The organism is Treponema brennaborense DSM 12168, from assembly GCF_000212415.1.
Classification (GTDB): Bacteria; Spirochaetota; Spirochaetia; order Treponematales; family Treponemataceae; genus Treponema_F; species Treponema_F brennaborense.
In genome coordinates, this window is the sequence record NC_015500.1 from 1,654,767 (window position 1) to 1,670,600 (window position 15,834).

Annotated in this window: 10 protein-coding genes; 5 read left to right on the forward strand and 5 right to left on the reverse strand. The window is 53.6% G+C overall.

Annotated features, from left to right (window positions below; all coding sequences use genetic code 11):
* Positions 1-70 precede the first annotated feature (70 nt).
* Both TREBR_RS07195 and TREBR_RS07200 read left to right on the forward strand, forming a co-directional pair.
* Positions 71-1,411 carry a CapA family protein gene (locus TREBR_RS07195; protein ID WP_013758531.1) on the forward strand — a complete coding sequence of 447 codons (1,341 nt, stop codon included), beginning with the start codon at positions 71-73 and terminating at the stop codon, positions 1,409-1,411.
* A complete protein-coding gene (locus TREBR_RS07200; RefSeq protein ID WP_013758532.1) occupies positions 1,408-3,969 on the forward strand; it encodes a helicase-related protein in 2,562 nt (853 codons plus the stop codon). Before TREBR_RS07195 ends, TREBR_RS07200 begins: the two co-directional genes overlap by 4 nt.
* 184 nt (positions 3,970-4,153) lie before the next feature.
* Here the strand turns inward: TREBR_RS07200 and TREBR_RS07205 are convergent, their stop codons facing one another.
* From TREBR_RS07205 to kduD, 5 genes are all read right to left on the reverse strand, one after another.
* Positions 4,154-4,882 (reverse strand): potassium channel family protein, encoded by a 729-nt coding sequence (locus TREBR_RS07205; protein ID WP_013758533.1) that lies wholly within the window; start codon positions 4,880-4,882, stop codon positions 4,154-4,156.
* A gap of 84 nt (positions 4,883-4,966) precedes the next feature.
* Entirely contained in the window at positions 4,967-6,304 is a 1,338-nt protein-coding gene (locus TREBR_RS07210; RefSeq protein ID WP_013758534.1) for a TrkH family potassium uptake protein, read from the reverse strand.
* Positions 6,305-6,342: 38 nt separating this feature from the next.
* A complete protein-coding gene (locus TREBR_RS07215) occupies positions 6,343-7,596 on the reverse strand; it encodes a coproporphyrinogen-III oxidase family protein (protein ID WP_013758535.1) in 1,254 nt (417 codons plus the stop codon).
* A 4-nt stretch (positions 7,597-7,600) separates the two neighbouring features.
* Entirely contained in the window at positions 7,601-8,296 is a 696-nt protein-coding gene (lepB, locus tag TREBR_RS07220; protein ID WP_013758536.1) for a signal peptidase I, read from the reverse strand.
* A 56-nt stretch (positions 8,297-8,352) separates the two neighbouring features.
* Positions 8,353-9,114 carry a 2-dehydro-3-deoxy-D-gluconate 5-dehydrogenase KduD gene (gene kduD / locus TREBR_RS07225; protein ID WP_013758537.1) on the reverse strand — a complete coding sequence of 254 codons (762 nt, stop codon included), beginning with the start codon at positions 9,112-9,114 and terminating at the stop codon, positions 8,353-8,355.
* 185 nt (positions 9,115-9,299) lie between these two features.
* On the opposite strand from kduD, the gene TREBR_RS07230 reads away from it, so the two are divergent.
* From TREBR_RS07230 to TREBR_RS07240, 3 genes are all read left to right on the forward strand, one after another.
* A complete protein-coding gene (locus TREBR_RS07230) occupies positions 9,300-13,265 on the forward strand; it encodes a hypothetical protein (RefSeq protein ID WP_013758538.1) in 3,966 nt (1,321 codons plus the stop codon).
* An 85-nt stretch (positions 13,266-13,350) separates the two neighbouring features.
* On the forward strand, positions 13,351-15,438 hold the full coding sequence (locus TREBR_RS07235; RefSeq protein ID WP_041610370.1) for a fibronectin type III domain-containing protein: 2,088 nt from the start codon (positions 13,351-13,353) through the stop codon (positions 15,436-15,438).
* A gap of 22 nt (positions 15,439-15,460) precedes the next feature.
* Entirely contained in the window at positions 15,461-15,823 is a 363-nt protein-coding gene (locus TREBR_RS07240) for a hypothetical protein (protein WP_013758540.1), read from the forward strand.
* The last annotated feature ends 11 nt before the right edge of the window (positions 15,824-15,834 follow it).

Sequence of the window (15,834 nt, forward strand, 5' to 3'; positions counted from 1 at the left end):
CTACCAATTATTTCTCGTATCCGTGAATTTTAACTTGAAGAATTCAAGCTGTCAATGATATACTATCAATATGAAGAAAAAAAAGTGTTTTCCGCTTATATTATGCTGTCCGCTTGCGTTTTATCTGGTTTCGTGCGCCGGATCCGTTAAAACGGAACCGGTAATGCCGTATGAACCGCCGGAAATCACCTTAAAAACCGAACAGGCTTCTGCGGCGGAACCGGATAAACCGTCGGCCTTGACGCTTACGTTCGCCGGCGACATCATGGCGCATACGCCCAATTTCAGAATGAAAAACTACCGTCTGATTTATGCGGATATCGAATCGATCATCAAAAACGACGATTTTTCATTCGCGAATTTTGAAACGCCCGTCCACGCGGGGCGGCCGTATGAAAATTATCCGAATTTCAACGTGCAGCCGCCGTACGCCGATGCGGCGATCGCGGCCGGATTCGACGTGTTTTCTCTTGCGAACAATCACACCAACGATCAGGAAAGCGACGGCGTTGCACAGACGTACGCATATTTTAAGACGAAAGAATCTTCCGGCGTGTACGCCGCCGGAATCAAGGAAAAACCGGGAGCCGGCATTTCGTATCAGGTAATACGGAAAAACGACTGGACGATTCTGTACGCCGCCGTTACCGAAATTCTGAACCGCCATACGTCCAAAGACCGGATAGATTACGTTGAACCGGCGGCGGCGCGGCGCGAGACGTTCCGGACGGAACTGCAAACGCTCCGCAGCGAAAACCCCTGCGACGTGTTCGTTTTATCGATCCATACGTGCGAAGACGAATACGTACCGGATATTACGACCGTCAGGCGTAATTACTATTATTCGCTGATAGACAGCGGCGTCGATATTATCTGGGCGAACCATCCGCACATCGCAAAAGAATGGGAAATCGTTACCCGGTCGGAAACGGCGGGAGAGACAGGAACGGAAACGGCGGGAGCGGGAGCGGGAACGACCGAGTCGGGAACAGCCGATGCCGCAAAAAATCCGGCGCCGTCCGCACTCGTCATGTACGCGTTGGGCAACACGATCTCCGGACAGCGGTACGCACCCGATCTGGCGAATCCGGCAAACGAGAGAGACAATACGGGCGACGGATATCTGATTCAAGTTCGGCTTGAAAAAGAACGGCCGTCCGATTCAAGCACATCGGAATCCGCAGAACCGGAGGAACGCGTGCCGCAACCGGCGCCTTCGTTCCGTATTGCGGACGTAACGCCGTATCTTATCACCACTTATATAGATCCGGCGCGGAACTATGTCATAAAGCAGCTGAACGATACGTTTATCGAAAATCTGGCTGCGGAAGGCAAAACGGCGTACGCCGCGTATTTTGCCGCACGGAAGGAAATCATGGAAAACATAAAAGGAACGTATACACAACGATGAACGATTACACCTCTCTGCCGGTTTACGAGCAAAAACAGCGAATTCTCGATACGCTCGCCGTAAATCAGGTTATCGTCGTACAGAGCCCGACCGGTTCGGGCAAAACGACCCAAATTCCGGTCATTCTGCACGAAGCAGGTTTTTCCGCGGCGGGAATGATCGCCGTAACCCAGCCGCGCCGCATCGCGGCGCTCAGCGTCAGTGAATTTATCGCGAAACAGCTGAAAACGACGTATCCGGGGCTGGTCGGCTACAAAATGCGTTTTGAAGACAAAACCGACGCAACCACCCGCATTAAAATCATGACCGACGGCATCCTGCTGCAGGAAATGAAACTCGACCCGTGGCTTTCAAAATATTCGGTCGTCATGGTGGACGAAGCGCACGAGCGCAGTCTGAACATCGACTTCGTTCTGGGACTGCTGAAACGGGTGCTCGCCGCACGGCAGGATTTTAAAGTCATCGTGTCTTCGGCAACGATGAACGCCGAAGCGTTTTCAACGTATTTCGACGGCTGCCCTATCGTAACGATAGACACGGTAACGTATCCGGTTACCATAGTATACGATCCGCCGGCAATTCCGGCGAGCACGGCCTCCCCGTCGGCGGCTGAAGCGCTGCTCGCCAAAATGGAATCTACTATCGACCGCGTGCTCGACAATCACGATACGGGCGACATTCTGTGTTTTCTGCCCGGCGAAAAAATCATCAAGGACTGTATCCGGCGGCTGGCGGCCGCGCCGTTCGGACGGAAAATCCATCTGATTCCGCTGTACGGGCGGCTTGCGAAAGACGAACAGGAGCGCGTGTTTGAAACCGCGCCGTTCGGCAGAAAAAAAGTAATCGTGTCGACGAACATAGCCGAAACCAGCGTTACGATTCCCGGCATCACGACCGTCATAGACAGCGGACTGGCCAAACTGAATTATTACAATCCGCGCACGTATACGGCGAGTTTGAACGAAACCCCCGTTTCAAAAGCATCGTGCAATCAGCGCAAAGGCCGCGCCGGCCGCACGCAGAGCGGAACCTGTTACCGGCTGTATACCAGAAAAGATTTTGAAACGCGGCAAACCTATACGACCGAAGAGATTTACCGCACGGATCTGTCGGAAGTCGTACTGCGTATGGCGGAATTGGGTATAACGGACTTCGAGCAGTTCGATTTTATCGCACCGCCCGGACACGAAGGCATGGTCGGCGCGGTGGAAACGCTCGGTATGCTTAAAGCGCTTGAAAGCGACAACTCGCTGTCGGCGATCGGCAAACTGATGGTGCAGTTTCCGCTGGTGCCGCGCGTCAGCCGCATTATCGTCGAAGCCATACTGCGCTATCCGGACGTACTTGAAGAAGCGCTCATAGCGGCGGCGTTCCTTTCGGCGCAATCGCCGTTCGTCCTTCCCCCCGGAGAAGAAACGGACGCACGCAAAGCCCATCATACGTTCCGCGACATTCAAGGCGATTTCGTTTCATACGTCAAGTTGTTCAGAACGTACACGTCCATGAAAAACGCGTCGAAATTCTGCAAAAGCAATTATCTCGACGAACGGGTCATGGCCGAAATTCTGAACATCAAAATTCAGCTCGAACAGATCGTAACCGACATGGAAATCCCGGTAACCGGCGGCGGTTCTATGGACGATTATTTATGCTGCATTTCCGCCGGAATGATTCAATTCGTGTGCGTGCGCGAAGGCAAGGAAAACTACCGGAGCCTTACGGCCGAACACATCCAGATTCACCCCGGATCGAGCATGTTCCGCGCGGATCCGCTGTTCATCGTCGCAGGGGAAATCGTGCGCACGTCGCGGATGTTCGCGATGTCGGTGTCGCCGCTTACCCGAAATCTGCTTGCGCGCATCGATCCCGATCTGGAAACGCAGCTTTCCGCCGCCCGCGGCCGGAACAAGCGCGCGGCCGGTGAAAAACCTGCCGCACCGAAAAACGCTAAAAACGCCGCCGGACAGGGCGCGGGAAAATCCGCAAAAGACGGCAAACCCGCAGACTCGATTCGCATCGGCGGCACGGATTTCGCCGTTGAAAAAATAAAGGGAAAGAAAAACGTCATACTGCCGTTCGCGCAGCTTCAGAACGCACTGGCGAACGAACGCGACGAATCCCGCCTCGCCCAGACCGGCGGCCTTCGCGCGAAGATCAAAATAAACGGATACGAACTGTTGGCCGGAGAAAAAGCGGAGCTTGTGTTCAGACTGGCTAAAGCGCTCGATTTGACGCCGCTCGACGACAAAGACTGGAATCGGAAACTCAACGTGCAGCTCAGCCGCGAAGGAGACGCCGCGCAGCTTATCCGTGCGCTCGATTTGATTTTGAAAACGGCGACCGCCAAAACGAAAAGCAAAGAACTCGGCTTTATCTGCCTGTTTACGGACGGACACGGCTCGTACTGGTTCAAGGTTTCACGCGGCTTCGCGACCGCACTGAACGAAAGTCTGTCGAGCCTCGAAACGCTCATAGACGAAACCGCCGGAACGCTTGACGATACGCAGAAAACCAAACTGAACGCGATATACCGGAAACTGAACGATTTGTACGAATGATGAGGCTCGGAGCGCACAGAGGAACGAACGGACGGCGTCTAGCCGTCCGCGGGAATCGGTCCCGCTGTGCCGCCGCTCGCGCTGCTGAATCGCGCGGCATACGCCCGCCCGACAGCAGCCGAAGCAGCCCGCACCGCACATCGTTCGCACCGCGCGGCGGCCGATATTGCACACCGGCGGACGATTATTTTTTCTGCTTCTGCAAAGCGGGAAACAGATGTTTGAACATACCGGAAAACGGACGGACATCGTGCGGAATTTCGGCCTTAACGAACGCGTGAATGGAATCGGGCGACCCCGCTACCAGCATCACGTCGTCCGCGCTGAACACGTGATGGATATCCTGCAAAAAGGAAAAATCGCTGTCTCCGCTTTTCCGGATCGCCACGATGTTCAGCCCGAACTTGTTTCTGATATTGGAATCGACGACCGTTTTGCCGGCAAGCTCCTCGGTAACGCCGACTTCGGCAAGCACCAAATGCTCGGAAACGGCCATATATTGGAACATCGCGTTTGAAACGAGCAGCGGCGTCAGCGTCCGCGCCGCTTCGCGGTCGGGATAAATGACGCGCGTCGCACCGACGATCGAAAGCACTTCTCCGTGCTCCGAAGTTTCCGCCTTGACGATGATATTCCGGATACCCATCTTTTTCAGGAAATTGCAGACCATGATGGACGCTTCGATTCTGGAACCCAAATCGATGATCACCGCGTCTATATCCTGCGGAACGATGCGATTCAGCGCCGCCTCGTTGATAACGTCCAAAATATACGAATCGCGCGCGAGCTCTTTGTATTTATTGACCGTATCGGGATTTTTATCGATAATGATCACATCGGCGCCTATTTCCGAAAACTGTTCCAGCATTCGCAAGCCGAAAACGTCGAGTCCGATAATCGCAAACTGTTTCATACTGTCTCCTCATACCATTGAACCGAAAGTCACCGGCGGTGCCGAACGGTTCGTATAATCGCTGAAAACTTCCGCCGCCGGAAACTAACCGAGCATCACCTGTTCGTCGGGATACCTGATCAATCGTTCTTCCTTTTTACCCGGAATTTTCAGAATCATCGCGAACACGCCGGTTCTGCCGATGAACATCGTTGCAATAATGACTATTTTACCCAAATCGGACAGATGCGGCGTCAAACCTCTGGTCAGGCCCACCGTTCCGAAAGCCGAAAACGACTCGAACAAAACGTCGAACACCGACGCGGTACCTGCCAGCAACAGCCGCTCTTCCGTACACATCAGCAGGAAAACCGCGATGCACAAAAAGATGATACTTTTGCTGATGATGTTGAACGCTTTTTCAAGAATACCGGCGGAAATGCTTTTGCGGCCGAGCAGCATCGACGTCGAATCGTCCCGTTCGTTCAGCGCGTAAGCCATGACGATCAAAAACGTCGTCGTTTTCACACCGCCGGCGATCGACCCCGGCGAACCGCCGATAAACATCAGCAGCAGCGTGACGAAGCCGGACACCGGCGAAAACTGCGCCTGCGCAACCGATTCAAATCCCGCAGTTCGGGTCGTTACCGACTGAAAAAACGCCGACAGGATTTTGCCACCCGCACCGTACTGCGCGAATCCCTGATTCCATTCGAGAATCAAAAACAGGACCGTACCGCCGACTATCAGAAACGCGGTCATGCCGAGCGCAAGTTTTGCGTGATACGAAACGCGCTCCCTGCCGAAAGTTTTGACGAAACGGAAAACGTCTTTCATCACGATAAAACCGATTCCGCCCAGAAAAATGAGTACGGCGATCGGAACCAGAACGGCCGGATTATCCGCGAAACCGGCAAGAGAATCGTTGAACGTGGAAAATCCTGCGTTGCAGAACGAGGAAACGGCGTGAAACACCGCCGTAAACGCGGGGTTCGGCACGCCGGCGGCGGAAAACGCGCCGTATAAGCAAACGGCTCCGGCAAGTTCTATGCCGAGCGTTATGGACACGATGTTCCGCACTATTTTTTTATGATCCGATTCCACTTCATCGATAAAAAAACTGCGGATCATTTTTCGGTTCATGAACGACACGCGGCGACGGCTGCCGATTCCGATATATAACGAAAAAAACGTGATGATTCCCAATCCGCCGAATTGGATCAGAAACAAAATGACCACTTTTCCGAAAACGGTAAACGTGCTCATCGGCACCGTACACAAACCGGTCACGCATACCGCCGAAACTGAAGTAAAAAGCGCATCCGGCACTGACAGCGGCTGCGTAACGGAGAACGGCAGCAGCAGCAGTACGGTTCCCGTTCCCGCGAGCAAGCCGAAATAGGAAAACAACAAGATTTTATCAAACGACCATTTTATACGCATAGTATCCGTCTCGTTTCAGTATAGTTTTTTTCCGCGCTTTATGCCAGCAATTCCGAAAGAAATGCGTTCAAAAACAGAATGCCGTCGGCCGAAAGCGCGTACCGGATTTCGCCGCAGTCGGAATATTTTACGGCGAGTCCTTTTTGGCGCCATTTTTCAAAAACGGCGGTATCCAATTTTTTGCCGAAGCGTTCTTCATATTCACCGGCTGCAATTCCTTCACGCAGCCGCAGTCCGAGCATACAGAACTCGAACGCCAGCGTGTCGGCGTCGAGCAGCTCCCGTTCCAGCGGAAAATCGGCGCCTTCGGCAAAACCGCGCGGATCCGGCGCCGTTTCCGTCCAAAAATCGGTGTAGACGGCGATATCGGCCGTATTCGCATACCGCAGCGCGGATTTTACGCGCGCAGCCGGTTCCCGCGCCGCAGCCGTAATCGCAACCGCGGCGGCTGCTTCGGTATCGTACAGCGTCCCGACCGCACCGGCGCCGGCGCCGGCATACGAGCGCTGCCGCCAATACGCCGTATTGTGGCGGCTCCGGCAGCCGGGTTTGGCAAAATTGGATACCTCGTACTGTGCGTATCCGGCCCTTTCCAGCAGCGCACGACCGGCGAGCCACTGAGAATCGGTCGTTTCTTCCGTATACGCAAGCCGGCCGCGCTCAATTTGCCGGTACAGCGGCGTCGATTCTTCAACCGTAAGCGCGTACAGCGAAACGTGTTCGGGATTATAGGTAAGCACCTCTTTCAGGCCGGACACGAAAGCCGTGTCGCCGAGTTCGGGCAGTCCCGCGATCATGTCCGCGGAAAACCGGACGCCGCTGCGGGAAAGCAGCGAAAGCGCACCGAGCGCCCGTTCCCGACTGCAGCGGCGGCGGACACACCGAAGCGCGCCGTCGTCGAGCGCCTGCACGCCGACGGATATGCGATTGACGCCGCAGCGCAGCGCCGTTTCAAGAAACGGTTCGCAGAGACTTTCGGGATTGACTTCAAGAGTAATTTCCGGCGCGCAGGCAGCGCCCGGTTTCACACCCGACGGATACAGCGAATCGAGACGGAACATAATGCGTTCCAGCTGCGCCGGAGACAGCAGACTCGGCGTACCGCCGCCGATATATACGGTTTCAGGCGCGGCCAGATTTTCGGCCTCCGCGTGAAACGCGATTTCCGCACACAGCGCGTCGACGTACCGGTCGGGAACGTGTTCCGCCGGTACGGAAAAAAAATCGCAGTACGCGCACTTCGCCTTGCAGAACGGAATATGGAGATACAGCGAACGGGCGGCCGTTTTCACCGTTTTACCGCAGGCCGAACTGATTCAGCGGAAAGTATTGCAAAACCGCACGGCCGGCGATGTCCGATTTCGGAACGACACCCCACACGCGGGAATCGATACCGGAAATCCGGTTATCGCACAGCAGAAAATATTCGCCGTCTTTCAGCGTCGTTTCGGCGAATTCGCCGGCGACGCCGAGCGACGGATCCCACGCGGCCGGCAGGCCTTGAACCTGAATATCGTACGCGGTAGGTGAAAGTTCAAATTCAGTCAGGAAATGGGAAGATCCCGCCGGTTTTACGTACAAAACGTATTCCTTCATGTACAGCGTATCGCCCGGCATACCGACGACGCGCCGGAGGCTTTCCGTTTCCGACACTTTTCTGCTCGAAGAAAACGGCGCCAACTGTTGGAATGTTGCAAACGAAACGAATTTGTCTATTATGGAAAGAAACGTGTTCGTCCGCTTCGGCGCACGTGCGGAAACCAATACGGTGTCGCCGCGTTCCACCGAAGCGAGCGGCGTAACGAGCAGCAGGCTGTTCCGATCCGTTCCCGGATTCATTGAATCGGATTGAACGGCGACCGGAAACAGCAAAAAACGGAAAATACCCGTTACTGCCGCGAACAGCAGCAATACGAAGGCGACTATGATAAATACATTGCGCCGCAATGCGCGGCGATGTTTATATGAAAATTCGTATACGGAGCGAGCCATGCGTAAAGGATATCATATCCGCCGGTTCGTTACAAGGTGCACTCAGCGAGATGCAATCAGCGAGAAAGCCACCCGCCATCGACTGCCAGCGTAAATCCGTGAACGTAAGAGGCGGCTTCGGAAGCCAGAAAAACCACCGCGCCTTTCATGTCGTCGGGAGTGCCCCATCTGCCGGCCGGAATACGGTCGAGGATAGCCTCGCTGCGCTCCGAATCGCCGCGCAGCGCCTGCGTATTATTCGTCGCCATATAACCGGGCGCGATGGCGTTTACGTTGATTCCGTATTTCGCCCATTCGTTTGCCAACGCTTTCGTTATTCCCATTACGGCGCTTTTGCTCGCCGTGTACGCGGGCACACGGATACCGCCCTGATAGGAAAGCATCGACGCGACGTTGACGATTTTACCGCCGGAATGCTGCTTCAGGAACTGCCGGGCCGCCGCCTGCGCCAGAAAATACGGTACTTTCTGGTTTACCGCAATCACGGCGTCCCAATCGGCTTCGGTAACGTCGACGGCGTCCGCACGCAGAATGATCCCTGCGTTGTTCACCAGAATATCTATCCGCCCGAACGAGGCGAGCGCTTCGTCGATGATTCGGCCGACCGGCTCCGTCGAACTCAGATCGGCCTTTACGGCGGCGAACGTTCCGCCGGCATTGCGGATCAAAGCGGCCGTTTCGTCGCAGCCGCGCCGCGCAACGCCGACGACCTTCGCTCCAGCTTCCGCCAGCGCGACGCACATTCCCTGCCCCAACCCCGTGTTCGCACCGGTTACGACCGCAACTTTTCCGTCCAATCTGAATAAATCCGTAATCATCCTGCGCTCCTGAATAACAAAATTGAAACTGCATTTCATTTTTTCTTATTATCACAATTTAGACAGAATAGATTTTTTTGTCAATCACTTGCATAACAAAAAAAACTAGTATACTATAAACCGTAATATTATGATTCACAATGCTATAATTTATATTTTAAAATGCAAGCTATAAGGCGGATTATATGAAAAGATTTTTGTATCTGATATCTCTTTTATTTCTCTGCGTCTCATGCGAAAATCAATTATTGCCAATCCCGAACGTACAGAACGGGCAGAATCAGTCGCAGACCGGAAACGAAGCCACCGCGTGGGCAGCTCCGCAGGAATTGAGCGCTACGCACGGTCAAAAACAGGAAATAACGCTTTCCTGGCACGCGGTAAAAAAAGCGGTTCGCTATTACGTGTACCGCGCCGCCACGCCTTACGATACGTTCAAACAAATCGGTGAAACGTCCGACGCCAAAACGACGTACACGCTGAAGGTTCCTGCGGGAACCGACGCGTACTATAAAGTAACGGCGGTTGACGCGGCGGGAAAAGAATCGCCGTTTAGCCTCGCAGTTCGGGGTACCAGTTTGGCACAGCCGGTTATAAGCGATATACAAGGTTCATCCGGCGCGGAAGACAGCGCCATAACCGTATATTGGTATATGGGTAACGTCGACGCGTATCAGAGTCGGGTACGGTATACCGTTATATGTTCCGACGCGCGCAACACGGAAATCGCGCGGATTCCGGTAGACGGCTCCGTAACCGCAACGACGCAGGCGTCGTTTACCGGTTTAACGCCGAACACGTCGTACGCGTATAGGGTTGAAGCATACCTGGTCACCGCTCAGGATAAAATCGAAACGAGTGAAGCCGTAGACGCGGCGACTGCGCGGCGTTTGCGGCCCAATCCGCCGGAATCACTGAGCGCCGCCGAAGGAACGGCAAAAGACAACGTCAAACTGACGTTCACACTGCCCGACTTCGTCGACGTGGCCGTTTCAAGCGGCGTATACGAACAGCACGCGCTCTATTTCAAAATATACCGCCGCGCCAAAGCTGCCGACGGACAGCAGCCGGCCGCGTACACACCGATCTGTGCGTATTTCGGAAAAGACGCGGATGCAACCGGTAAAGTCAACTTCGGCTCATCAACATATGAACCCGGCGCGACGGTCACGTACACGGATACCGCCGAGCTGACGCGCGGCGTGCGCTACGAATATAAAGTGCAGGCGTTTGCCGACGATACGACGCGGGAAATCACCTCCGATCTGTCGTCCGCGGAAACGTCGGGCTGGATGCTGTCAGCCGCTTCGTTTAAAACGGATTCGTTCAGGCAAACGGTCGGAACGAACAGTGAGGGAAATCCCGCGTACGTTGCGGCGGAAGTCGGATTCAAGTTCAGCTGGGATGCGCTCGGCAAAGATTCCGATTATCAGTTTATTATTGAAGAAATAAAATACAAGTTGGAAGGCGACAACGGCGGAGCCGCGGATACGGAGGGAACGGTACAACCCGCGGCAGTTCATAAAAGTGTTGCCGACGTAAACGAATACAGACGGTCGTTCGATCTTGCCGGAAACGGTGCAGCCGCCGTCCGCGGATATTACAAATACAAATTGTATATCGTTCCCGCAGGTGTAACGGATACGGCTCAGGCGGTTGATTCGGTTGCCGCAGTCGGTCAGATATTGGTTACCGACGATACGGCGAAACCAAAAATCAACGTTTTTTCCGTAACGTCAGGGTATAAAGATAAATTCGAAATCTCATGGGAATACGACGCGTCCTTAAAATACGAACTGCGCTATCGGAATGAAAACGCCCCCGAAGCGGCGGAAACCGTCATTACCGAAGACGAACTGGCCTCCGCCATTCCCGAAACGGTCAAAACCGGTGATACGGTAACGTACACTGATCCGGCTGCGAGCGGAGATAAACGGACGTACACGCTGTACGCTAAAAGCAGCGTTACGGAAAACACGGATCCGATAACGGCGGAAACGCTGCGGACGCCGGCACCGCTGCCGGCAGGATATGCCTACGATTCGGTTACCGTAAAATGGCCTAAGATTGCGGCCGAAAAATTCAGTCTCTCCTGCGCCTACGCGGACAACCCTTACAACAAAGATTTGAACGCACTGAAAGCCGAACTGGAAGCCGCTAATTTAAATGCCGATGACGGCTATTATTCTTATACGTTTTCCAAACCGGACGGATACGACGATGCCCGCGTTTCGGGCCGCCCGATCACCGTATCGGTTTCCGCGGTAAGCAGCGTTGTCAAAAAAACGATCACACTCCAGCCGGATGAAACGTACACCGAGTCTCAAACCGTTGTAACGTCCGACACCACGACCGCACAGCTCTCGTCAGCTACGATGGGACCGGCGCTCGTCAGTCCCAAAGCGACGCAGTCGGTAGGTACCGACGCGATAACCGTTACCTGGAAAAAGGTATCGGGCGCCGCCGCGTACGCAGTCGTCAGAACGTACTATGAAACGCCTGAAAACGGAATTGCCGGAACACCCAAAAGTGTGCAGACATATACGGTAACCGGCACGGACAGTACTCCGACAGTTTCACTCAGCGGCGGTCTTGATGAAAATATCACGGCGGCGGTAACCGTAAAGCAAAACGCAGACGGTTCGTACACGCTGAATGACACCGCGATACAGACCGTAACCGATCAAAACAGCGGCTGGCAGACGGCGCAGTCACGCCTTCCGTGGGGAAGCCCGTACGATTATGCGATTATTCCGCTAGTATCAGCGGACGACATGAGCAGCCTTGAATACGACTCCGCCGAGCCGGAGCGTATCGTTGTGGGCGGCGTTACGCTTACGCACGCTTCGGATCCGTCGGTACGGGTACGCGGTTCCACGCTCGGCTACGGCTGGAACGTACAGGCTTCAAAGGGCTGGCAGACGGCGGCGCTGAGCGGAGAAGCGACGTCCGCGGAAAATACCTCCGTCCTCGTCACCTGGACAAACCCGACGCTCTCCGCAGGAATTTCACCCATCTACCGAATCTACCGGCGTATTGAAAAAACCGATACGTGGGAGACGATTTCCGATAATTGCAAAGTCATGTCTTATGAAGACACCACTGCTGTTCCCGGAATTGTTTACGAATACGCCGTCGGATTGATCACAGCTGTCAGCTCGAAACCGATTGAAGACACGGCGTATATCGCATTCAGTGATAAAATCACGGATACGACGTACACAGCTGAAAAGCGTGCTGCAGGATTCATTCTGCCGATACCGAAAATAGGGTCTGCCAGCAGAACCGATCTCGGAGTCGGAAATGAACGAATTGAATGGACCGCGGCCGAAAACGGCAGCGTATATAACCGAATGCTCAGCGGCTACGTTATAGAAGTGCTCAATCATAATCTGTCATCGGACTGGCAAAAAATAAAAGAACTCAAATTCGATGAAAGCGGATTTACCGCGCAGAACACGTATTCCGTAACGGTCGACAACACCGGCGGACTGCTGAAAGTGCTGCGCGACTACAAGCACTACTTCCGCATCAGAGCCTTTACTCAAAACGCCGACGGAAAACGTACGTACAGCCCGCAGCCTACGTACACCTGGGCGGACGGAGCCGAAAACGAATACGTCAAATGGGGCGCTCGGCAGATAACAGCGGAAGAATTCACGAAAGCGACATTAATCGGTATGAGCACAGGAATGTATAAAGCGCGCGGAACGAGCGGATCGAATTCTGACGGCAGTAGCATACCGGGATTATCGTCAAAATCTTCTTTCAATTGGGGGCCTTCGGATTATACGATTACGCTGGACTATACGAATTACGATGCGAAACACTTACCAAAATCAGGTACCGCAGAAGTAGCTGCCGTAAATATTTCGGGAACATTGAAAGCCCGCGGAGGCTTACTCTATAAATATCAAACACATTACTGGACCGATTCGCCAATGACGGTGATTTATAACGGAATGTCGGGAACAATTCAATTTAACGGTGAAAATTCAAAAGACAGTTCGAACGTATCACGTTCGTCCGGAACCGTTACGGTAGTCTGGAATAATGAAACCGTTACATATGATATGGGCAACGCTCCGGGGTTCACACTCCCGTTTGCCGTTCCCGGCGGATACTTGAACGATACCGAGGAATGGAAATAAAATCATGAAAAAAATGCTATATGCCCTTATCATTTTTCCATTATTTCTCACTTCCTGCGCGGAACTGTTCCAAGGGAAAGTGGCAATGAGCGGACTGTCAAACGGGACGCTTTCGGGACTGCTTTCCGATAAAGAAAAGATAACCGAACTTTCCGCACCGGCTCAGGTATTCGTATCGCAAAGCAAATCGCCTTCAACGATTGACATAACCTGGCAGTCCGTAACCGGCGCCGTATCCTACCGGCTTGAACGGGCGGTCGTTTCGCCCGCTCCCGACGGTTCGTACGCACAGCCCGACGAAAGCCTGTTCAACGTTCTGGAACAGGCCGTGTACGGTACCAGCTATACCGATACCATTTTGCGGAACGTTTCTGCGTCCGCCGAAGAATACGCCAACCGGTATTATTACCGCATATCGGCCGAAAATACCCGTGAAAAATACGAACCGAGCCCGTTCACCGAGCCTGAATACGGCACGCTGTTCGCGCCGCCTTCAAACGTGAGAGCCGACTTGGGCGAATCGACAGACAAAGTAACCGTATATTGGAACAAAACCGCCGGCGCAGCTTCGTACGACGTATACCGGGCTACCAATTCGAGCGGTGCCGGTGCGGTGCGAATTGCGAACGTTACCGGAGACAGAAATCAGTACATCAATAAAATCGACTCAAGCGAACAGGGAACCGAATTCTATTACCTCATATACGCGAACAACAGTCACGGAATACAGTCGGCGCACAGTTCGATCGCGCTCGGCTATGCGCTGGTCGCGGGCGCTCCCGGACAGCCCAAAAACGTTACGGTTACCAACGGCCGCGGAACGAGTACGGACAGCATCGCCGTCAGCTGGGATACGGTCGCCGGTATCGGCGTAACCTATTCCGTATATCGAACCAGTTCCGTCGACACTTCGTTTACTTTGCTGAAATCAGGCGCTACCGCTACGACGTATACCGACTCGAAATCGTTGAAACCCGGAATTTACTATTATTATCAGATTCAGGCGGCCACGACGGACGCGGAAACCCAAAAAGTCCTAAAAAGCAAGTTTTCTGCATCCGGCGCATCGGACGCGGTACCTGCCGAAGGGTTCGTTTTGAGTCCGCCCGACACGCTTTCCGCGATCAAAGAGGTCAAAAACAATAATGAAATAAACATCCTCAAATGGACGCCCGCAATCGGTTCTGCCGCGGAACAGGGTTCTTACACATATGAAATCTACGGCGACAGCAGCGCGGAAGGAACTTTTTCAAATCTGCTCGAATCGGCAGCGGCGAACACGCTCACGGTCGAAGACGGATATCTTTCTGTCACCCTTTCCCAAAACAGCAGCTACTATAAAATCAAAACGAAAAACGGTTCGGTTACCAGCACGTTCAGCAGCATAACGGCACCGGCGCCGTTCGCTGCGGAAAACATTACGGCAACGCAGCGGCAGAATCTGGACGGCGCCTATATGACGGCGAACAGTTCCGGCGTGTATCCGGTCAAAATCACCTGGAACAAGCCTTCAAACGACACCCCGGCCGGCTACCACGTGTACCGATCCACCAAAGAGACAAGCGGCTACAGAAAAATAACGGACAGCCCGATTACCGATACATTCTTTATCGATGCCGATGAAACGTCCAAAGCCGGGAAACAGTATTATTACCGGGTTCTTTCACTGAACGCACTCGGACAGGGAACCAATTACACGGATACGGCGATCGGATACGGTGCGCTGACGTACGAACAGTACATGCGCGAATACAATAAAACGGTCAAAGCTTCGCAGAAAAAACTGACGCTCATGCACAAATCGAGCGATATGGACAAGCTCGGCTCGGAATCGGTTTACGGTCTCCTCGGCGGCTCGCTCAGTTATAATGCGAAAGTCGCGGGACTCGGCGCGCGCATTACCATGCACTACGAAAATTATGCCGATTTTTATACCGACAACGACGCTGCCAAAGGTATCTATTTTACCCTCACAGGAGACACCAACACGTCCGCAAGCATGGATGCGAGCGGCAGCATGGACGGAACGGTCGTTTGCTCCGGTATGTATCCGGGTAAAGTGTATTACGATAAAATTCAGATAAAAGGCGGCGCGGCCGGCGGCGGGTCGTACGGTATTGAACCCGACGGATTCGCCCGGCAGGAAGTCAGCTGGCTTATAGGCGAAGAATAAAAATACCATGAAAGGAAAAATTATGAATAAGCAGAAATATAACGTATATGCACCGATTATCATACTGCTGTACATTGCGGCGATATGCTTCGTATCCGGCTGTGCCGAACCGAGTCCGCTGTACGGAACCTGGGCGGACAACCGCGGCGACAAAATAACGCTCATGGCGGACGGCAATTTCAACGCTACCATCACCGACGCGCTCGGCGTCGCCTCCCGCTCGGAAGGAGCCTACACGGTGCTGCTCAACGCGATTTCGTTTACCACGAACAGCGGCAAACAAATCGTTTCCGAATGGGATATTCGCGGCAACATGCTGTATTTGACTTGGACGTCCGAAGACGGAGATCCGCTTTCACTGACTTTATACAAAACGGCCAATTAACGGATGCAACA